The sequence below is a fragment of the Streptomonospora wellingtoniae genome (assembly GCF_031845375.1).
In the GTDB taxonomy this organism is placed as follows: domain Bacteria; phylum Actinomycetota; class Actinomycetes; order Streptosporangiales; family Streptosporangiaceae; genus Streptomonospora; species Streptomonospora wellingtoniae.
On the sequence record NZ_JAVREK010000030.1, the window covers coordinates 37,778 to 58,557 of the forward strand.

Here is a 20,780-nt window from a genome sequence, read left to right on the forward strand (position 1 = left end):
CACGAGGAACCCCCGACATGCCCAAACCGCTCAGTGAAGGACAGCAGCGCTTCGTGTTCGGCGCGCTCGTCGTCGTCCTCGTGGTCTTCGGCGTCTACCTGACCCTGGGCGGGTGGGGCGACGGCGCGACTGACGGCGGGTCGGACGAGCAGCCATCCGCCGCAGGAGGTGGGAACGGGGGCCAGAACGCCGCCGGCGATGTCGTGCCGCCGAGCCCGATCCCCACCACAGCCGCTCACGACATGCAGGTGATGGACTGGTTTCCCTTCAGCGAGGAGGAGTTCACATCCGCTGCGGCGACCGCCCAGGAGTTCGCGCGCGCTTACGGCACCATCGACTACTCGCAGTCCCCTGAGGACTATTACGCGAGCATGCAAGCTCTCGCGACCGATGACTACGCCGAGACGCTGGCCCAGAGTTCCGGCGCCGGGGCGATGTGGCAGGAGATGGCCGATGAGGAGTCCGTCGCCGAGGGCCGCGCGAACATCGAGTCCATTCGCACGTTCGGCGACGAGTCCGTCACGTTCGTGGTGACGGCGCAGTCGATCACCGAAGGCAGCGCAGGGGCCAGCGAGGACCTCGGAAAGTTCGCAGTCACCGTGGTGGAAGAGGGCGGGGAGTGGCGGGTCTACGACTTCCAGCCCGCCGACGCCGGGAACCTGGGCGACGTGCCGGGCTCGCCGGGGCCGGGGGATGCGGCGGGTGACTGAATGATCTCACTTTTCGCCGGACCGGTAGGTAGGGACGCGGAGACGGGCTCATGCGTCACCCGGCTCGCGATCGTGATCGGTGTGCTCATGGTGGGCGCGGTCGCCGTCGGGGTCGTCATCATTCCCATGACCGCGCTGAACCCGGGAATCCTCAACTCCGTGGGTGCCCTGCAGTGCACCTCCGACCAGTCCGCGCAGCAGGCGGAGACCAGCGGCTACGCCGAGGACTCCATACCGGAGAACTACCTGGAGATCTACAAGTCCGTCGGCGAGGAGAAAGGGCTCCCCTGGAACGTCCTCGCCGGTATCGGCCAGGTCGAGAGCAAGCACGGGCGCTGGGAGGGGCCGGGCATCCGGGAGGGCCACAACGACTGGGGCGCCGCCGGCCCTATGCAGTTCGGCGCCCTCGACGGCTCCGCAGCCGGCAACAGCTGGGGCGGCGAACCGACCATGGACGCCGACGACCGCCCGGAGGAGGGGTACGGGCAGGACGGTGACGACGACGGTGTCGTGAATGTATACGACCCGGCTGACGCGATCCCCGCCGCTGCCGACTACCTGATCGCCCACGGCGCGCGCGACGACATGCGCGAGGCGGTCTACGGCTACAACCACGCCTGGTGGTACGTCAACGACGTCATGAACTGGGCGGACCAGTACGCCGAAGGCGACTTCGAGACCAGCGGCTCTGTCCAGCAGGCCGTCAACTGCGAGGTCACGGCGGCGGGCGAGCCGATCGGCCAGGCGCCGAACGAGCTGTCGCAGGCGGTCGTCGACTGGGCCTTGGACCAGCGCGGAAAGCCCTACCTCTGGGGCGGCACCGGGCCGAGCGCCTTCGACTGCTCAGGACTGACGATGCGCGCCTACGAGAGCATCGGGGCCTCGATTCCGCGGGTGTCGCAGGACCAGTGGGCATTCGGGCCGAAGGTGCCCCAGGGCGAGGAGCAGCCCGGCGACCTGGTTTTCTTCGACGTCCACCAGGCCGGTGCAGGGAGCCCGGGGCACGTAGGCATGGTCATCGGCGACGGACTGATGGTCGAGGCCTGGTGCACCAACTGCGGACCGATCGCCGTGCACGACTACGATGCTCCCGGGCGGTCCGAGATTCTCGGGTTCACCCGTCCTCTCGAACACCCCGACGTGAAGGCGCAACTGGGCGATCAGGCGCAGTAGGCTGCGATCGCTTCCCCGTCACCGCTGAGGATCGGAAATGTCTGAACAGCCAGGTACGCTGCGAAGGAATCAGGGAGTCCGCGGGTGGCGTGCGTTTTTTCTGATGTTCGGCTGTGGAACAACGGCGGCACTCCTTGTGGTCGGTATGTTCGTCGGAACTATTCGGATGCTCGGGTCAGCGGTAGCGCAGGGTGGCGAGTCTCCAATGGATGGAGTCTCCGGAGGAAGTTGGGAGCCGGCTCCGTCGATGACGGCGGGGGCACTCGATCTCTGTTCGACTTTGGAGACGTCTTCGCAGACCGGCGCGTTCAAGTCAATGTTCCCGAAGCGCCTGGATGAGGACGATGACTACGCCGATCCGGGTCCGGGTTCGCAGCGGCGGATGATCTCCGACGACTGTGAGTGGGCGTTGATTTCGCCGGACTACGGCGATTGGGAAATGCGGCTTTACTACAAGGCTTCCGCGGTCCAGGGGTCGGAGGAAGCTCGATTGGATGATGCCAGAGCCCGCTTCCACGACATTCAGGCCACGATGCCTGGGAAATTCTCCGAACTGAAGGGCACGGAAGAGGTCGACGACATCGGGGAACAAGGATTCGCGCAGTATGGAAAGCCGCGCGAGGGAGGTTCCAAGTCGCTTTACATCTTCCTCGGTCGCTCCCGAAGCGGTGTCTTCCGAATGGATATATCAAGCGTCTCTCAAGAGGTTCCAGCGAAGGAGTTTCGGCAGCTGACGCGGTCGCTCGCCCCTGTACTGGCCACGCGTATAGAGCGCATTCTCCCTGCCTGAAGCGGGCGACTATCTTTAGGGGGCTGGTTGTCGGAAGTTATCCACACCCCTGTGATCGGAGTGGCTCGGTCGGCCTCGGCCCCTTGATCCTTGAGGCATGATCTTCAAGCAGTCACTCCCGTGCCAGGGAGACGAAGCCGTCGCACTCTTCGCTGCGGCGCAGTTCGGACTCATCAGTCGGGCACAGGCGCGGCGGGCCGGGCTTTCGGCCGACGACGTCGCCGCTCGCCTGCGCCGCGGAATGTGGACACGCACACTGCACTGGGGCGTATACCGCGTCAAGGGATTCGGCGCGCTGGCCTCGCCGCTCAAGCGGGCCGTCGTCGCCGCCCAGCTCGCGCTCGCTCCCGGTGCCTTCGCCTGCCGCGACACCGCGGCACGGCTGTGGCGGCTGGACGGGCTGCCGCCGTGGGACGGGTGCACCGTGGACATGGGTGTGCGGTCGCAGTCGGCCGCGAACGGGGCCGTGTCTCCGGCCGTGCGCATCCACAGGCTGCGCGTCTCCGAGGCAGACGTCGTCCGCCGCGCTCCCATCCGGCTGACCGGAGTCGCCCGCACTCTGCGCGACATGTCGACGTGCAGCGGGAAGCGTACGCGCACGCGCCTGTGCGGGGCCGCGGTCGGGCGCGGGTTGGTCGTGTCCGGCGGAACCAACCCGCGTCCGCACCGCAGGCTCGCGGCCTCACACCGGCGCGGACTCCACGCGGCACCCGCCGCGGCCGCTCGGCGAACAGGGCGCCGGCGGGCGGAAGGAGCCGGGGAGGGGAACCGGACCGACGGCCGCACGGCGGACCGGACATGAGCGGGCGCGCGGGGGCCGGCACCGGTGCCGGCCCCCGCGCACCGGCGCAACCCCCATCGCCGTCATCCCGCCTGCCACAGACGCGTCAGACCGCGCGGCAGCTCGCGCGGCGGTCGGGGAAGGCGCACGTCGACCTCGGTCCAGTGGGTGCTCAGCACCTCGCGGACGGCGGCCGGTGTCGCGCCCCCGGTCGGAGGCGGCTCGGCGCCGCTCTCTGCGAGCACCTCCTGCAGCAGCAGCGTCGAATCCGGGCGCTCGGCGGGGTCCTTGGCGAGGGAGGCGAGCGCCAGCCGCTCCAGTCCGGCAGGCAGGCCGTCGAGGTCGGGCTCCTCCCGAAGCACCCTCCGGGCCAGCTCCCTGGGATGGCCGTGCCCGAACGGGTTGTGTGCCGCCGCCGCGAACGCCACCAGGCAGCCCCACAGGAACACGTCGGACCGGTCGGTGGCCGGCTCGCCCCGGTACTGTTCGGGGCTGATCCAGCCTGGCGTTCCCAGGCGGTCGCGCGGCCCCGCGGCGGGGCGGTCGCCGGGCTCGGGCAGGCCTTCCGGCTCCCGGATGCCCAGGCGCCGCAGCCCGTCGCGGAAGCGACGCAGCCGTATCCACCGGGTGGGGTCCTCCGCAACGGTGGGGCGGGCGATGCCGAAGTCGAGGATCTTGGGACCCGGCGGTGCGATCACCACGTTGCTCGGCTTGAGGTCGCGGTGCACGATCCCGACGGAGTGGACGGCCCGCAGCGCCTCGGCGGCTCCCGCCGCCAGGCCGACGAGCATGCCCGGACGCAGCGGACCGTGCCGTTCGACGTGGTGGCGCACCGTCGGGCCGGGCACGTACTCGGTGGCCAGCCACGGCGGATCGGCCTCCACGTCCGCCTGCACGAACCGGGCCACGCACGGGCTGTTGACCCGCGCCAGCAGCCGGGCCTCGTGGGCGAACTGCCTGCGGAACCCGGCGGAGGCGGCGTGCTCGCCGACGACGACCTTGACGGCCAGGTATCCGCGGATGCCCGGGGCGGTTGCTGCGTAAACAATGCCCATCCCGCCGGAGCCCACGCGGCCCACCAGGTCGTATCCGCCCACCTCGGCCGGATCCTCGGGAAGCAGCCGACCCAGGCGCCGCGTCCCCCGGGCCTTCATCGCGCCTCCCAGTACATCTCAGCGGCGACCGTGTTTTCAGTGGAACCGGAGTCTAGCGCCGCCCGGCGAGAATCCCACTGTGTACTTCGGGCTCGGCAATCCGCGTGTGCGGCGCGAGGGTGCGCGGCTCGTCAGTCAACGAAGCGGTGCGCATGCGGCGGTGGAGACACGCGGCCCGATGCGCCGCGCGGCGTCGCGGCGTCATCTCGTCCGCGTCCGTCGGGCGCGCGCCGTGTCTTCCGATCGGACGGAGAGCGTCGAAGACCAGCGCCCGGTGCTTCGTGGCGGCCGACGATCACCGGTCCCCGTGCAGTTCGGCCGCCGTGCGCAGGCGGGCCAGGATGTCTTCGCTGAGCTTCCGGAAGTCGGCCCTGCAGGTGCCGACATACTGCTGGGTGCTGCCGATGGCCCCGTCAGCGGGCTTCAGGTCGAACATCGGCTTGTGAGCGTCATGGGCCAGAGGCATGAGGCTCCGGTAGTTGCGGATCGTGGCGATTTCGTGGGGGGTGAGCGCGTCCTCGCTGGCCATCCCCTGCACGACATGCTGCTGGAATTCGACCGGGATCCGGTCGAGCCACCGCTGGTACGCCTTGACCGGGCGGTCCAAGCGCACACCGGGCTGCATGATCACATAGCCGAGCGGAGTCATCTCCCCCCTGGGATACTCGATGTTCGGCGGCATGTTGTCTGTGACCGGGCCCCGCCAGGTCGCGCGCCATTCTCGAAACGTCGGCCCGAGATTGCGCAGGCCCTGCAACGAGAACAGGTCGGCGGCCAGTGGGATGAGCAGCGTCTCCGACGCGAGGAGCGCGGCGCGGTTGATGGCCCCCAGGTTCGGGCCGACGTCGATGATCGCGATGTCGGCCTCGACTGCGCGGCCGGCTTCCTGCATGAGCCGGTAGAAGGCGGTGGTGGTACGCACCGGCCCGGGCTTGCCGAGGATCGTGTCGGACCAGGCTTTGGACAGCTGGTCCTCGAATCCGCTTAGGAGGAGATCACCCGGTGCCAGCCACAGATCGTCCGCCATTTCCAGCGGTTGCACCGGCCTGACGTCGCCGAGGCCGTCGAGAATGGGCTGCACGGCCTCCGCCACGGTGGCGGCCTCCGGCCGACCCGATGCCTCGGGTGCACTGCTGCGAGCCCACACCTCCTCCAACCGGTCTTCCGGCAGGAAATAGGAGGTGAGGTTCGCTTGAGGGTCCAGATCGAGGGCGAGGACCCGCTTTCCCGATCTCGCCAACATGTGCGCCAAGTGGTAGGCCAGCATCGTCTTGCCGACGCCGCCCTTGTTGTTGAACAACGCCATGGAGATCACGCGCGGCTCCTCCTCAGCACGACCACCCAGGCCGAGTCGTCGATGTCGAACTCGGGTGCGGGGTTCCCGTTCTCGCTCATCGCCGCCCGGATGCGCCCGATCCCGCGCCCGAACCGGTTTACGTAGCCGAGATGCTTCATGGCCGCGGCAAGGGAGGGGTTGCGGTAGTCGTTGACCCTGTCGTAGTTGTCCGGCCGGACCTGGCCGTAGGGGCCGCCCGGATTGGAGACCTCGACCCTGTCGTCGAACCACTGGATCCGCACGGGAGCGTTGGACGACTCGTAGTTCCGGTGCATCAGGGCGTTCATGCACGCCTCGCGTAGAGCGGGGAACGGATAGTCCGAAACCTCGCGCTCCCGGAAGCCGCCGTCGTCGACCAGCCTGGTGTGGTTGTGCCCCCGCAAGGTGCTTTCCAACTGCCCGGCCGTGTCGATGATGTTGGCGGTCAGCTCCTGCTCATCGGCGACCGGAGCGTTGACGTCCGCACCGTCGTAGCGGACGAACTGGACGTAGGCGCCCGGCACGTGGGCCGTAGGCGACAGGCCGATGAGCACGAGTCCGAGGACCGTCGCGCACCCCGTGGCAGCGAGCAGTTTCAACGACGCGAGCTGTTGGCGCTCCGGCCGGTGGTTCTCCTCGATCACCGCCAGGTCGACGGCCGAAGGCAGATATGTGCCGCGGAACAGGCTGAGGTCGAGGTCGTCTACGCCGGTACCGGGGACTGCGTGCAGATCGCGTGTCGCGGAGTTGGCGCGGCGCCGCTCGATGAGCACGCGTTCGTCGTCCGACGTCGCCTTGGTCGTCTGAGGGCCCGGACGGACGTAGGCCACACCGTCGAGCCGCACCGGCGGTGCGGATGCCGCGTGCACATGGATCCGGATCACCGGGCTGTGTCGGTAGCTTTCTACCGTGACCGTCATCGAAGGGCGATCGAGGATCTTGCCTTCATTGCGGCATTCGATGAGCTTGAGGAGCGCCTCGTCGGACGTGTCCACGGATCCGTAAGGGGCGCCGTGCTTGTCCACTCCGATGAGGAGGTCGCCCCCGCCGATGCCGTTGAGGTCGTTGGCGAGTGCGCAGATCGCCTTGCGGATCGGGTCGCGGTCCCGCGCCTCCCGCTTGAACTCCAAGGAGCAGGTCTCCTGCGTCCCCAATTCCTCAGCGAGATCCTTGTCCATGGGCATCCATTCTGCGGCGTCGTCCGTGCCATCTTCCACCGTAGGAGCGCCCTGGTGTGGCGCGCCCCCTTCCCCTGCTGCCGCTCCGATCCCGGATTCCTCGGGACAAGGCACCTCGCATCAGGTACCAATGGTGATGATGTCCGCCGACACCACCCCCTCCTCGGCAGCGGAAACCGAACCGGCTTCCCAGCACGCTCGCCATCAGCCGTTCGCCCACCTCACCGCGCCCAATGCGGAGCTTTACCGGGCGATCATGGGCGTCTTCGTCGCGGAGAAGGAGCGCTTCACCGTCCACCTCCGGCCCGAGGACGTCAGCCGGCTGCTGCCCGAGGGCTGCTACGCCGACTCCGACGACGTCGCCAAGTCCCTCGACCGCCTCGCCGAGTGGGGCAACCTGCGGCCCGACCCCGACACCGGGCGGGTCACCGCCGTCGAGGACTTCTACCGGCGCCGCTACATCTACCAGCTCACCCGCGCCGGAGAGGCTGCGGAGGAGGCGCTCGCCGCCTACGACTCCGCGCTGGGCAAGCGCGGGGCGCTGCAGGCCGTGGCGCTCGCCGACATCGCGGCGCGCCTGCGCGAACTCCTCGCGTGGACCGGCCCCGAGGCGGGCGAGCCCGACCCCGCGCTCGTGCACCGGGCGCTGCGCGACCTGGCCGGGCGGTTCGGGGAGCTGGCCGACAACGCCCGCGCGTTCATGGGATCGCTCCAGCGCACCATCGACCTGCACGACGCCGAAGTCGAGGCGTTCCTCGCCTACAAGGACCGGCTGATCGACTATCTGGAGCGGTTCATCGCCGACCTCATCACCACCGGGTCGGAGATCGCCCGCCGGCTTGCGGAACTGGAGAGCACCGGCCCGGCGGGGGAGCGGTCCGTGGACCTGCTGCTGGCCGCCGCGGCCGAACGCGAAGCCGTCGACTCCGCACCCGGCGCCGACGAGGCCGCCGACTCCGCTCGCCGGTCCGCCTTGGCGGAATGGCACCGCCGCTGGGAAGGGCTGCGCGGCTGGTTCCTCTCGGCGCCCGGACACGAGCCGCAGGCCAAGCTGCTCAGGTCGGCGGCCCGAAGCGCCATCCCGCAACTGCTGGCGGTGGTGGCGGCGCTCAACGAGCGGCGCTCGGGCCGCTCCGACCGCTCAGCCGACTTCCGGGCACTCGCGCGCTGGTTCGCCGAGGCGCCGGATGACGCCTCCCGGCACCGGCTGTGGCGGGCCGCGTTCGGACTGCACTCCGCGCGCCACCTGACCGTCGATGCCGAGACACTGCAGGCCCGGGAGGAGGAGCCGGAGCCCGCCGCCACGCCCTGGGCCGAGGCCCGCTCCGTGCAGATCAGCCCGCAACTGCGCCGCACCGGGCAGTACGAGCGACGCGGCCGCCCGCGCAAGGTCACCGACCGCAGCGCCGAGCGCCGCCACCTCGCCGAGTACGCGCGCAGGCAGGCCGAGGAGGTCGCGGCCGCCCGCGCGCGCCTGGACACCGGCGGCGAGATCCGGCTCTCCGACATCGGCGAACTCGATCCCGCCGCGTTCCGGCTGTTTCTGGGGCTGCTCGGCGACGCCTTGGCGCACTGGCCGCCCAACGCCCGCGAGACGTCCACGACCAGCAACGACGGAGGGCTGCGGATCCGATTGCTCACCCTCGGCGACGGCCGCACCGCCGAGATCCGCACGCCTGACGGAGTGTTCCGAGGCCCCGACCACCGGGTGGAGATCACCGACCTCGAAGGCGGTGCGTCGGCGTGAGTACCGCGAGTCGCAGCGCCGACCAGGAGCGGGCCGAGGTCCGCCGCGCCGCGCGGGCGCTGCTGCGTGAACCGCTGCTGCGCGTCGGAGGCCGCACCGCCGACGAGTTCCGCCTGGTCCGCCAGCACGCGCGGGAGCTGCGCGACTGGTTCGAGCGCAACACGGGATGGGGCCTGTACGTCGACAGCGAGGCCGCGCGGCTGCGCAAGTCCCCGGGGAACGCGGAGGATGCCACCCACCCCGCGCGCGAGACCGGCGGCGCCCGGTCGCCGTTCACCCGCCGCCGCTATGTACTGCTGTGCCTGGCGCTGGCGGTGCTGGAGCGCTCCGAGACGCAGATCGCCCTGGGGCGACTGGCCGAGCAGGTCGTCCTGGAGGCGGCGGACCCCGGTCTGACCGCAGCAGGCATCTCCTTCACCCTTGAGGACCGCGGCGAGCGGGCCGACCTGGTCGCCGTGGTCCGGCTGCTCTCCCGCCTCGGGGTGATCGCCCTGGTGGCCGGAGACGACGAGGACTATCTGCGCTCCACCGGCGACGCGCTCTACGACGTCCGGCGCCGCGTCCTCACCGGGCTGCTCGCGGGCGGACCCGGGCCGTCCCTGGTCTCGGCCGACTCCACGCCCGACCGGCTCGCGGCGCTGACCTCCGACCCGGTCCTGGAGTCGATGGACAGCACCGACCTGCGCAACCGGCGGATCCGCCACACCCTCACCCGCCGGCTCCTGGACGACCCCGTGCTGTACTACTCGGCGCTAACCGAGGAGGAGCGCACGTACCTTGTCGGCCAGCGCGCCGCCATCACCCACCGCATCTCCGAGCTGACCGGGTTGGTCGCCGAGGTCCGGGCCGAGGGCATCGCCATGGCCGATCCCGACGACGACCTCACCGACGTGCGCATGCCCGAGAAGGGCACGCACGGGCATGTCACGCTGCTGCTTGCCGAGTACCTCGCCGAAGGGCCGCCGCGTGCGGTTCCGCGCGCCGAACTGGAGGAGCAGGTGCGCGGGTTCGCCGAGCGGTACGGCGGCTACTGGTCCAAGGCCGCGAAGGAATCCGGGGCCGAACGCGATCTGGTGGCGCGGGCGGTGGAGAAACTGGAGGCCCTGGCCCTGGTGCGCACCGCCCCCGACCCCTCCGGCGGTTCCTGGTCGGTGCACGCCCTGCCGGCCCTGGCGCGCTTCGGGGTGGGCGAGCCCGTGGTGCGCGGGAGCGCCGGCCGGAGCCGCCACGACGAACAGGAGAGTGGGACATGAGCGAGCCCTTCGCCGGCGCGGTGCACGGCGCGGGCGGTGACGCCCAGCCCGGCGGGAGCGCCGAACCCGAGCACGGCGCCGCAGTCCGCGACCGGCTGCCCGTCCCCGCCCGCGACCGGTGGCAGCCGCTGCGGCTGGGCCTGGTCGACCTCTTCTACTACGAGGACGAGGAGTTCCCCTTCCGCGACGGCCGCCTGCTGCTGCGCGGCAACAACGGCACCGGCAAGTCCAAGGTGCTGGCCCTGTCCCTGCCGTTCCTGCTGGACGGCAACATGACCGCGAGCCGGGTCGAGCCCGACGGCGACCCGAAGAAGCGCATGGAGTGGAACCTGCTGCTGGGCGGCGAGCACGACGCGCCCGAACGCCTCGGCTACACGTGGATCGAGTTCGGCCGCGCCGACCCCTCGGGCACCGTGCACTTCCGGACGCTGGGCTGCGGCCTCAAGGCGGTGGCGGGCAAGGGGATCGCGCGGCACTGGTTCTTCGTCACCACCCAGCGCATCGGCTCCGGCGACCACGATGGTCTCCGGCTGCTCGACAACACCCGCACCGCGCTCACCCGCGACCGGCTGGCCGAAGCGATCGGCGAACACGGCCGCGTCTACGACAGCGCCCGCGACTACCGCCGCGCGGTCGACGAGGAGTTGTTCGGGCTCGGCGAGGAGCGCTACCGCGCGCTGGTCGACCTGCTCATCCAGCTGCGCCAGCCGCAGCTGTCCAAGCGGCCCGACGAGGCTGCGCTCTCGCGGGCGCTCACCCAGGCGCTGCCGCCGCTGGACGACGCTGTGGTCGCCGACGCCGCCGAATCGTTCCGCAGCCTGGACGAAGACCGGGCCGAACTGGACGCCATGAAGGAGGCCCACGGCGCCGCCGAGCGCTTCCTCGGCCACTACCGCGCCTACGCGCGCGTGGCCGCGCTGCGCCGCTCCCGTCCGCCGCGCGAGCGCCACGCCGACTATGAGCGGCTGCGTGAACAGCTGCGGGAAGCCCACTCCCGCCGGACCGCGGCCGAGTCCCGGGTGTCGGCGGCCGAGGCGGCCCAGCAGAGCCTGGAGGAGCGCGCGGCCCGCCTGGGCGCCGAGGAGCAGGCGCTGCGCGAAGGCCCCGAGATGCGCGACGCCCAGGCTCTGGACCGCGCCGCCGAAGACGCCCGCGGCGCCGACGAGACGCTGCGCTCCCGTCGTGGTGACGCCGAACGCAGCGCCCGCGAGCACACGCGCGCCCGCACGCGCCTCCAGGCGGCCGAGGACCGCCGCCGCGACGCCGCCGGGCGGGTGGAAGGGGCGCTGCGGAGGGCGCACGAATCCGCTTCCGCCGCCGGGATCGGCGACGCCCACGACACCGGTGTCGCAGCCCTGGTGGCGCGGGCGGCGGCCGGCGCGGGCGGCGGTGACGGGACCGGTGCGGGCACCGAGGAGCCCGGCACGACCGGCGGGATGGACACGGCGGGCGCGGTGGCGGCGGCGGTCGGTGCCGCCCACGACGCGGCAGCCGGACTCGCCGGCCGCCGCGAGCGGGGCCTGGACCACGTCGAGCGCCTGGCCGAGGCGGCCACGAAGGCCGAGACGGCCCGGACGGCGGCGGAGACCCGGCTCGCCGACGCCGACGAGGAGCTCGCCGCCCGCGAGGCGTACAGCCGCACCGCCGAGGGGGACGCCGCCTCCGCCGCTGCCGGTCTGGTCGACGGCGTCCGCGCGCACCTGGCCGGCTGCACCGAACTGCGGCCGGCCCACCCCGAGGGCCTGCTCGACCGCCTCCAGGTGTGGGCGGCCGATCCGCAGGGACCCAACCCGGCGCGGACCGAATGCGACGACGCCGCGCGGGGTACCAGCCACATCCTCGCCGACGCCGCCGCCGGGGTGAGTGTGGAGCGCCGCGGCCGCACCGAGAAGCGCGGCGAGCTGACTGCGGAGCTCGGCCGGCTGCGCGAGGGCGGGCAGTCCGCACCGCCCACTCCCTACACCCGGTCGCCCGGCGTCCGCGGCAGCAGGCCCGGCGCCCCGCTGTGGCGGCTCGTCGACTTCCGCGACGCCGTCTCCGACGCCGAGCGCGCGGGTCTCGAATCCGCGCTGGAGGCGGCCGGCCTGCTCGACGCGTGGGTGGCGCCCGACGGCTCGGTTTCGGACGCGGGCACCCACGACACCGTGCTGCGCGCCGATGGTCCCGCAGCGGAGCCGACGCTCGCGTCTGCCCTGTTGCCCGCCGTCGACACCGGCGACGCCCAGGCCGCCGCCGTCGCCCCCGACACCGTCGCCCGGCTGCTGGAGTCCATCGGCCTCGGCAAGCCCGGCACCGATTCCGAGCAGGGCCCGGCGGCCGCCGAGGGGAACGGGCGGGTACCCGCAGCGGTCGTCGACGTCCGCGGCCGCTTCCGCCTCGGCGTGCTGCGTGGGCGCTGGAGCAAAGACCGAGCCGAGTTCCTCGGCGAAGGCGCCCGCGAGGCCGCGCGCCGCGCGCGCATCGAGGTCGTCAGCGCCGGAATCGACGACGTGGACGCCGCCGTGGCCGAGCTGGACGCCCGATCCGCCGAAATCGACGGGCGCCGGGCCGTACTCGACGCCGAGCTCGCCGACCTGCCCGGCGACGACGCGGTCGTGGCCGCGCACGCCGCCCATGCCGAAGCCGACCGGGCCGCCCGCCGCGCCCGCGAGGCCCGCGGCGAACTCGAGGACGCTTCCGCCACCGCCGCCCGAGCCGCTTCGGCGGCGACGGCGGAGCTGCGCGCCGCGGCTGCCGACCTGGGCCTTCCCGTCGACCCCGGTGAACTGCGGTCCCTGCGCTCGGCCCTGGGCGAGTACCGCGTCGCGCTCGCCGACGTGTGGCCGGCCGTGCGCGAGCGCGGCGCCGCCGCCGCGGACGCGGCGGTCCAGCGCGAGGACGCCGACCGCCTGGCCGCCTACGCCGAGGAGATGGCCGAGCGCAGCCAGGCCGCCGAGAACGCGCTGGCGGCCGCCCGGGAGCGCCACACCACCCTGAAAGAGACCGTCGGCGCCGCGGTTGAGGAGCTGCAGCGCCGCCTGGCCGAGAACGGCGCCGCGCAGCGCGACTGCGCGGAGCGGCGCAAGGCCGCGCAGCAGGAGCTGATCGAGGCGAACAAGGAGCTGGCGTCCGAGCAGACCCGCATCGCCGACGTGGACACCCGGATCGAGGCCGCGGTCGCGTCCAGAGGCGAGGCCGTCGCCGCGCTGCGGAGGTTCGCCGCCACCGGGCTACTCGGTGTGGCGCTGCCCGATGCCGAGATACCGCCGGTCGGCGAGGAGTGGGCGGTACGTCCCGCGGTGGAGCTCGCTCGGACGATCGGAGCCCGCCTCGCCGACACCGACGACTCCGACACCGCGTGGGAACGCGTGCAGAAGCGGCTTTCGGCGGAGCTGTCCCCCCTCGGCGAGACCCTTTCGGCACGCGGCCACCAGGCAAGCACCCAGTCCCTTGAGGAGGGAGTCGTGGTGCGGGTGGTGTTCAACGGCCGCGAGCGCGAGGTCCCCGAGCTCGTCGGTGCGCTGGCGGCGGAGGTCGAGGAGCGCGACCGCCTGCTCACCGCGCGCCAGCGCGAGCTGCTGGAGAACCACCTGATCACCGAGGTCGCCGGGTCGCTCCAGGAGCTGATCGTGGCGGCCGAGCGCCGGGTCGTCGAGATGAACGGTGAGCTGGAGGAGCGCCCCACCAGTACCGGAATGCGACTGCGCCTGGTGTGGCGGCCCTCGCGCCGCGACGCGCCCCCCGGGTTGGAGGATGCGCGCACCCGCCTGCTCCAGGACAGCGATGCGTGGTCACCGGACGATCGGGCCGTGCTCGGCGACTTCCTCCAGGGCCAGATCAATCGGGTGCGCGCCGCCGATCAGAGCGGGGGGACCTGGTACGAGCATCTCAAGCAGGCACTGGACTACCGGAGCTGGCACGAGTTCGCGGTCCAGCGCCACCAGGGCGGCCGGTGGCAGCCTGCAACCGGACCCGCTTCGGGAGGTGAGCGCGTGCTGTCGATGTCGGTCCCGCTGTTCGCCGCCGCATCGGGCCACTACGCCAGTGCGGGCGATCCCTGTGCCCCGCGGTTGATCACCTTGGACGAGGCGTTCGCCGGTGTCGACGACGACTCCCGGGCCAAGTGCCTGGGCCTGCTGGCCTCGTTCGACCTCGACGTGGTCATGACCAGCGAGCGCGAGTGGGGGTGCTACCCGGAGGTCCCCGGTCTGGCGATCTGCCAGCTCTCCCGGCTGGAAGGGCTCCCGGCGGTCCTGGTGACACGCTGGCGCTGGGACGGGCACCGCAGGAGCCGGGTGGCGGAGGCGCCGAGCGGCGCGGCGGGACCGGCACCCGGCACAGATGCGGGAGCGCTCGGCGAATCCCGAGAAGCGGCCGCCGCGGGCCAGGACGCGCTCTGGTCGTGACCGCGGCCGGGCGGGCGGGAGGCGGGTGGCTGCGGAGACCCCCGGACGCGTCGCCGGTGAACGGGGAGGAGAGCCGATGAGAGGACAGGGCGAGCCGGACGGCCGCGCATCCGGTCCCGGAGCCGGCGTCGACCGGGAGCGCCTGCACCGGTTGCTGGGCGGAGAGGACACGCGGTGGCTCGTGGACCGCGTGCGCAGCCGGATCGCACGCGGCCGCGCCCTCACGGGAACGGTGACGCTCGCCCGCGCCACCGACGGGCAGCGCCTCGCCGTTCAGCGGCTCCTGGGGCGACGGCCTGCGCCCGGGCGCTCGCTGGGCGTCCGACTGGAGGCGGTCGACGCCGTGCTGCGCCGGTCGGAGGTCTGCCCGCGGGGCCTGGCCGCGGCCGTCGAGGAGCTGCGCGGCCCTGTCGCCGTGCGCGCCGACGCCGCGGCCGCCGAGGCCCGCGAGTGGGACCGGGTGTTCGCACCGCTGGAAGGGGTGTGCGCGCCGCGCAAGGAACTGGCGGACTGGTGCGGACGGCTGCGGGCCTCCGGGCTTGCGCGGCGCCTCCTCGGCGAACCCGCCGGCGCCTTCCCGGAGCTGCGGAGACTCGCCGCGGTGGTGGGGCAGCTGCCGGCCGCGGGCGAAGGGCTGGCCGTGTTCGCCGCGCGGGTCTGCGGCGACGCCCACGCGCTCGATCACGGGCGGCCGCTGGGGACGCTCGCGCTCAGCGCGGCCCGGGCGCTGGCGGGACTGGACTCCGCGGCGAATGCGGACAGCGGCGCGGAGGGTAGGCGGGAAGCGTGGGCGGCAGTCGGCCTTCTGCAGGACGAGTTGTCGGCCACCGTCCTGGCCACCGGCCTTCCCGGTGACACGGGCACCGCCACCGGTCGTGCCCTGGCCGAGATGCGGAACGCGGGTCAGCCCGCCGTGCTGACTCTGCGCCAGTTGGTGCGCGACCCGGTGCGCCCGCTGGACGGCGCGGAATCCGTCCACCTCTGCGAGAACCCGGCGGTGGTTGCGGCCGCGGCCGACCGGCTGGGGCCGGCGTGCCCGCCGCTGGTGTGCACGCGCGGCCAGCCCGGCGCAGCGGTCCTGGTGCTGCTGCGGTCGCTGTGCCGGGACGGTGCGATGCTCCGCTACCACGGCGACTTCGACTGGGGCGGCATCCGCATCGCCAACGCGCTGCTGCGCCGCCTGAACTGGCACCCGTGGCGCTACAGCGCCGCCGACTACCGCTCGGCGGTCGGCGCGGGAGTCAGCGGGGAGTTGTCAGGAGAGCCGGTGGCCGCCGACTGGGACGCCGAACTGGCACCGGCGATGAGCGGCGCCGGGCGGCGGGTGGAGGAGGAGGCGGTGCTGGACGTGCTCCTGGCCGATCTCACGCAGCGCGCCGACTAGTCCGGCGATGCCACGGCGGCGGTGTGCGCGTCCCCAGGTACAGACTCGACGGGCATGGGAAACGGCGGCGACCCCGCGCGCAGCGCGGGCTCGCCGCATGCCGGTGTTCTCCGTCCAGGACGGGACCGAGTACCCCGACTTGTGTGAGCCGCCCGGCGTGTCGACGCCGGTGCGCGGCCGCTATACCTCGCCGTCGGTCAGCAGAGTGTCGAGCCGCCGCTTGATCTCCAGTGCCGCCTCGCGGGCGCGGCCGAACCAGAAGACACGGTCCTCGGTGGCCTCGACCAGCTCGTCCAGAAGGTCGCACAGGGCGCGGCGTTCGGTCTCGGTGAGGCCGTACTCGGCGGACGGAAGCGGGAGCGCGGGGTGGTCATCGGCGCTCATTAGAGAACCACCCCCGCGAAGTCGCGACGGATCGCCGGTTCCGATCCGCCGAGCCGGAGCGACCCGGCGAACGGCCGGTCGCCGGTGCGGCGGCCGCGTCGGAGAGCGGCGAGGGCGTAGGGGCGCACCCGTGCCGCCCTGCGGTGGGAGGGAGGCCGGGTATCGGATACGGGCGTCGGCGCGCTCAGGCGGGCACGCCTGGGACGTAGGCGGCGCAGCACACTGCCGCTAAGGTCGGTCATGTCGTCAGCTCCTCGGAAGCTGGTGGCCGTGCCCCCGGACCGTGGCTGCGGTCGCGGGGGTCTCTCGCTTTGCGGAGTCTATGCTAATCCTATAGCTCTGTATAGCTCTCCAATCGTTCTTGTAGGTCACCGGGGCCATACATTGCGCCCGTGAGCGAGCAGAACGGAATTCCGGAGTTCGATCCCCAGGGTCCCGACCTTGTCTATGCCGCCCTCGCCGACCACGTCGTTGCGCGGGTAGTAGCCGGTGATCTGGTGCCCGGAGCGCGTTTGCCCGCGGAACGCGATCTGGCAGAGGAGTACGGAGTCGCCTACATGACCGTCCGCAGGGCCATGCAGGTTCTTCGCGAGCGCGGCGTAGTCGTCACCGTGCATGGCAAGGGGACCTTCATCGCCCAGGACGCCCTCCCGAACATCGGGCAGGGCCGGGAATAGCGCGCTGATGGCACTGCCACACCGATGTGAGCGCTCTGTCGGCCTCGGGCGGCATCATGGGGGGCCGAGGTTGCGGAAGGGGTGTCCTGATGGCCAAGGGGTCGCAGCGGGCCGGTTCGGGGGACGGCGGGTTCCGTCCGTCGGTGCTTGACGGGGTCCTGGAGCGCATCACCTTCGCCAACGAGGAGACCGGCTACACCGTCGCCAAGGTCGACACCGGCCGGGGCGGCGACCTCACCACCGTGGTCGGCGCGCTGCTGGGGGCCCAGCCCGGCGAGTCGCTGCGGATGGAGGGCCGCTGGAGCTCGCACCCGCAGTACGGCCGCCAGTTCACGGTCGAGAACTACACCACGGTCCTGCCCGCCACGGTCCAGGGCGTACGCCGGTATCTGGGCTCCGGGCTGGTCAAGGGGATCGGTCCGCGGCTCGCGGAGCGGATCGTGGGCCACTTCGGCGTCGAGGCGCTCGACGTCATCGAAGAGACCCCCGAGCGCCTCATCGAGGTGCCCAAGCTCGGCCCCAAGCGCACGCGCCTGATCGCCGACGCCTGGGAGGAGCAGAAGGCAATCAAGGAGGTCATGGTCTTCCTCCAGGGCATCGAAGTCTCCACGTCGCTGGCGGTGCGGATCTACAAGAAGTACGGCGACTCCTCCATCTCCGTGGTGCGCAACGAGCCCTACCGGCTTGCGACGGATGTGTGGGGGATCGGGTTCAAGACCGCCGACACCATCGCCCAGGCGGTCGGGATCCCGCACGACAGCCCGGAGCGAGTGATGGCCGGCATCCAGTTCACGCTGTCGGAGTCCACCGGCGACGGCCACTGCTACCTGCCCGAGGAGAAGCTGATCGCCGAGGCGGTGAAGATCCTCCAGGTCGACTCCGGCCTGGTGATCGAGTGCCTTGCGCGGCTGGTGGCCGAGGAGGGCGTGGTCTCGGAGAAGGTCGCCGGCCCCGACGGCGACGGAGTCACGGCTCTCTACCTGGTGCCGTTCCAGCGTGCCGAGGCGTCGCTGGCCTCGCAGCTGCGGACTCTGCTCAACGCCTCGGCGGACCGGCTGGCGGCCTTCGACGGCGTCGACTGGGAGGTGGCGCTGGGCTGGCTGGGCTCGCGCACGGGCGCCGAGTTGGCCGCAGAGCAGCAGGAGGCCGTCAAGCTCGCGCTGAGCCGCAGGGTCGCGGTGCTTACGGGCGGGCCGGGCTGCGGGAAGTCGTTCACCGTCTCCTCGATCATCACGCTGGCCGCGGCGAAGAAGGCCAAGATCGTTCTCGCCGCACCCACCGGCCGCGCGGCCAAGCGGCTGACCGAGCTGACCGGCCACGAGGCCTCCACGGTGCACCGCCTGCTGGAGCTGAAGCCGGGCGGCGACGCGTCCTACGACCGCGACAACCCCCTGGACTGCGACCTCCTCGTGGTCGACGAGGCCTCCATGCTCGACCTGCTGCTGGCCAACAAGCTGGCCAAGGCCGTACCGCCGGGCGCCCACCTGATCCTGGTCGGCGACGTCGACCAGCTCCCCTCGGTCGGTGCGGGCCAGGTGCTGCGCGACCTGCTGGACGAGCGCTCCCCGCTGCCGGCCGTCCGGTTGACGCACGTGTTCCGGCAGGCCCAGGAGTCGGGCGTGGTGACCAACGCGCACCGGGTGAACACCGGGACCCCGCCGGAGTTCGCGGGGATGTCGGACTTCTTCCTGTTCCCCAGCGAGGAGACCGAGGCGACGGCGGAGCTCACCGTCGACGTGGTCGCCAACCGCATCCCGCGCAGGTTCGGCCTGGACCCGCGCCGCGACGTGCAGGTGCTGGCGCCCATGCACCGCGGCCCTGCCGGAGCCGGCAACCTCAACACCCTGCTGCAGGAGGCGCTGACGCCCCCGCGCGAGGGTGTCGCCGAGCGCAGGTTCGGCGGCCGGGTCTTCCGCGTCGGCGACAAGGTCACCCAGATCCGCAACAACTATGACAAGGGTGCGAACGGGGTCTTCAACGGCACCCTCGGCGTCATCACCGGCATCGACGCCGTCGAGCAGTCGGTGCGGGTGCGGACCGACGAGGACGAAGAGATCGGCTATGACTTCGCGGAGCTGGACGAGCTGGTGCACGCCTACTCGGTGACCGTCCACCGCTCGCAGGGCAGCGAGTACCCCGCCGTGGTGATTCCGATCACGACCAGCGCGTGGATGATGCTTCAGCGCAACCTGCTCTACACGGCGATCACCCGCGCGAAGCGGCTGGTCGTGCTGGTGGGGTCGCGCCGTGCGCTGGCCCAGGCGGTCCGCAACGCGGGAGCCGGACGGCGGTTCACCGCCCTCGCGCAGCGTTTGGCTGATTCCTGACCCCAGTCCCGAATCGCTGATTCCGGAAACTCCGTATTAGACCGTCAGAAAATGTGGCGAATCCCGTCGCGGTGCGCCCATTTTACTCCTAACTTTTGTGGCAAATCCGACGATTCGGACTGATCTGCTCGTCCGCTCCGCTGGGACTTCTCGGGAGATTCGTATAAGTGGACAACTGAAATATCCGGGATTGTGCAGTACTGTGATCCGGGTCGGGCGCGGCGCCGCTCCCTCTCCCCGCGCCGCAGCCCGTCGGCCGTTGTCGCGTCCGATCCCTCCCGGTCGGCGACACGGCCGGCCGGGGCCGTCGCCTTCCCCTCGGGGGCGGATGTCCGCATCCGCCCGGGTGTCGCGAATTGCGGGGATCGGCGGCGGCACCCGGCCTGTCGCGCCGTGTCCCCCGCGCTTTTTCGATTTCCGCCCCCGAACGCGCTCCCGGTTGAATAGGCTTCCGTTATGAAGCGGAAGCCGAACGGGAATCCGTGGTTCGCTGGGCGGGGTGTGCCCCGCATCGGCTGCCGGTACCGGCGCAGTGCGCCGGTCGGCCGCCGGAGCGGCCGCAGTGCCTCGGCCGTCGCCGGTGCCCCGCGAGGGGAGTCGGATTCACCGCGCGGGGTAAGCGGTTCCCGCCCGGCCCGCTTCGGGGTGACGCACCGGACCACCCTCCCCGATCGGTCGCCGCTCGGCGCCCGACCGGCCGGTGTCGGCCCCCGAGCCGACAGCGCTGCTTCGCTCGAACGTCGGCGCTCTCGCCACTCCCCCCGGAGAGTGTCGGCTCACCTCGGGCGCCGGCTCCGGTCGGCGCCCGAGGGTCGCTTACCCCGGCGCCCCCGAGCCACGCCGGAGAGTGCCCGCTGGAGTCGGCGCGACACGGCCTCGGCTGGTTCCGGGCGTGCTGGAATTCGATCGCCCACCCGACCGTCCGCACTTCGGCCCGGGAGGCCGCCGCCGGTCGACTCGCCGCCCCGCGCAAGAGCTCCGGCTAAGCACGAGCGGTTACCGGGCGTTCACCCGTTGATCGATCTGTGACCGAATCGACGGCGTTCGTTTGTGGTCTGCCGAATCCGGGGATTAGCGACGGCGACGGCAGGCGCGCCCGTCGTCGAGCCGAAGCCGCAATACCGCAGCGGGTGAGCACCGCGCCCGCAGGTGCCGACTGGAAAGGCCTCGTCCGTGGGTACCCTCTCGACGATCTCCACCGCAGCCCCGGCCACCTCCGCCGAAGCCGTTTCGCGGTTGTGCGCTCGGCTCGCTGTGCCGGGCGGCCCTCGCCTCTATCCCGGCGCGCTGGGCCCGGTCGCGGTGGTGTCCGTGGACAGCGGCCTGACGGTGTGGTGCTGGGGCGGGCTGTTCCGCTGGAGCGGTGCCGGCGGCACCCGGGTCACCCACTCCGCCGCCGACCCCGAGGGCGCCGCCCGGCGCCTGGGCGCCGAACGGCACTCCCACGAAGAGCGCCACAGCACGGCCGCCTGAGGACCTGCGCCGGCACATCACCGTCGATCTTGTAGCTATCGCAAATGGA

At 72.0% G+C, this 20,780-nt stretch carries 15 protein-coding genes; 11 read left to right on the plus strand and 4 right to left on the minus strand.

Annotated elements, in window-relative coordinates:
• Positions 1-17 precede the first annotated feature (17 nt).
• The 4 genes from RM446_RS22205 to RM446_RS22220 all read left to right on the plus strand — a co-directional run bounded on the left by RM446_RS22205 (position 18) and on the right by RM446_RS22220 (position 3,475).
• Positions 18-710, plus strand: coding sequence for a hypothetical protein (locus tag RM446_RS22205; RefSeq protein ID WP_311547348.1), 693 nt, complete (start codon positions 18-20; stop codon positions 708-710).
• Positions 711-1,883, plus strand: a complete 1,173-nt coding sequence (locus tag RM446_RS22210) for a C40 family peptidase (RefSeq protein WP_311547349.1) — start codon at positions 711-713, stop codon at positions 1,881-1,883.
• A gap of 37 nt (positions 1,884-1,920) precedes the next feature.
• Entirely contained in the window at positions 1,921-2,673 is a 753-nt protein-coding gene (locus RM446_RS22215; protein WP_311547350.1) for a hypothetical protein, read from the plus strand.
• 97 nt (positions 2,674-2,770) lie between these two features.
• On the plus strand, positions 2,771-3,475 hold the full coding sequence (locus tag RM446_RS22220; protein ID WP_311547351.1) for a hypothetical protein: 705 nt from the start codon (positions 2,771-2,773) through the stop codon (positions 3,473-3,475).
• A 62-nt stretch (positions 3,476-3,537) separates the two neighbouring features.
• Here the strand turns inward: RM446_RS22220 and RM446_RS22225 are convergent, their stop codons facing one another.
• The 3 genes from RM446_RS22225 to RM446_RS22235 form a co-directional block, all read right to left on the minus strand.
• On the minus strand, positions 3,538-4,608 hold the full coding sequence (locus tag RM446_RS22225; RefSeq protein ID WP_311547352.1) for a serine/threonine-protein kinase: 1,071 nt from the start codon (positions 4,606-4,608) through the stop codon (positions 3,538-3,540).
• Between the two features lie 295 nt (positions 4,609-4,903).
• Complete coding sequence (locus RM446_RS22230; RefSeq protein ID WP_311547367.1) at positions 4,904-5,914, minus strand: ParA family protein; 1,011 nt, start codon at positions 5,912-5,914, stop codon at positions 4,904-4,906.
• A 5-nt stretch (positions 5,915-5,919) separates the two neighbouring features.
• Positions 5,920-7,140 carry an ATP-binding protein gene (locus RM446_RS22235; RefSeq protein ID WP_311547353.1) on the minus strand — a complete coding sequence of 407 codons (1,221 nt, stop codon included), beginning with the start codon at positions 7,138-7,140 and terminating at the stop codon, positions 5,920-5,922.
• A 91-nt stretch (positions 7,141-7,231) separates the two neighbouring features.
• Between RM446_RS22235 and RM446_RS22240 the strand changes: the two genes are divergently transcribed.
• From RM446_RS22240 to RM446_RS22255, 4 genes are all read left to right on the plus strand, one after another.
• Positions 7,232-8,848 carry a TIGR02677 family protein gene (locus RM446_RS22240; RefSeq protein ID WP_311547354.1) on the plus strand — a complete coding sequence of 539 codons (1,617 nt, stop codon included), beginning with the start codon at positions 7,232-7,234 and terminating at the stop codon, positions 8,846-8,848.
• Positions 8,845-10,101 (plus strand): TIGR02678 family protein, encoded by a 1,257-nt coding sequence (locus RM446_RS22245; protein WP_311547355.1) that lies wholly within the window; start codon positions 8,845-8,847, stop codon positions 10,099-10,101. Before RM446_RS22240 ends, RM446_RS22245 begins: the two co-directional genes overlap by 4 nt.
• Entirely contained in the window at positions 10,098-14,486 is a 4,389-nt protein-coding gene (locus RM446_RS22250) for a TIGR02680 family protein (protein ID WP_311547356.1), read from the plus strand. Before RM446_RS22245 ends, RM446_RS22250 begins: the two co-directional genes overlap by 4 nt.
• 76 nt (positions 14,487-14,562) lie before the next feature.
• Entirely contained in the window at positions 14,563-15,870 is a 1,308-nt protein-coding gene (locus RM446_RS22255; protein ID WP_311547357.1) for a TIGR02679 family protein, read from the plus strand.
• Between the two features lie 180 nt (positions 15,871-16,050).
• Here the strand turns inward: RM446_RS22255 and RM446_RS22260 are convergent, their stop codons facing one another.
• The gene (locus tag RM446_RS22260; RefSeq protein WP_311547358.1) at positions 16,051-16,254 is read right to left on the minus strand and encodes a hypothetical protein; all 204 of its coding nucleotides are present in this window, start codon (positions 16,252-16,254) and stop codon (positions 16,051-16,053) included.
• 392 nt (positions 16,255-16,646) lie between these two features.
• Between RM446_RS22260 and RM446_RS22265 the strand changes: the two genes are divergently transcribed.
• The 3 genes from RM446_RS22265 to RM446_RS22275 all read left to right on the plus strand — a co-directional run bounded on the left by RM446_RS22265 (position 16,647) and on the right by RM446_RS22275 (position 20,731).
• Positions 16,647-16,931 carry a winged helix-turn-helix domain-containing protein gene (locus RM446_RS22265; protein ID WP_311547359.1) on the plus strand — a complete coding sequence of 95 codons (285 nt, stop codon included), beginning with the start codon at positions 16,647-16,649 and terminating at the stop codon, positions 16,929-16,931.
• An 89-nt stretch (positions 16,932-17,020) separates the two neighbouring features.
• Complete coding sequence (recD2, locus tag RM446_RS22270; RefSeq protein ID WP_311547360.1) at positions 17,021-19,258, plus strand: SF1B family DNA helicase RecD2; 2,238 nt, start codon at positions 17,021-17,023, stop codon at positions 19,256-19,258.
• Positions 19,259-20,431: 1,173 nt separating this feature from the next.
• On the plus strand, positions 20,432-20,731 hold the full coding sequence (locus RM446_RS22275) for a hypothetical protein (RefSeq protein ID WP_311547362.1): 300 nt from the start codon (positions 20,432-20,434) through the stop codon (positions 20,729-20,731).
• Positions 20,732-20,780: the final 49 nt, after the last annotated feature.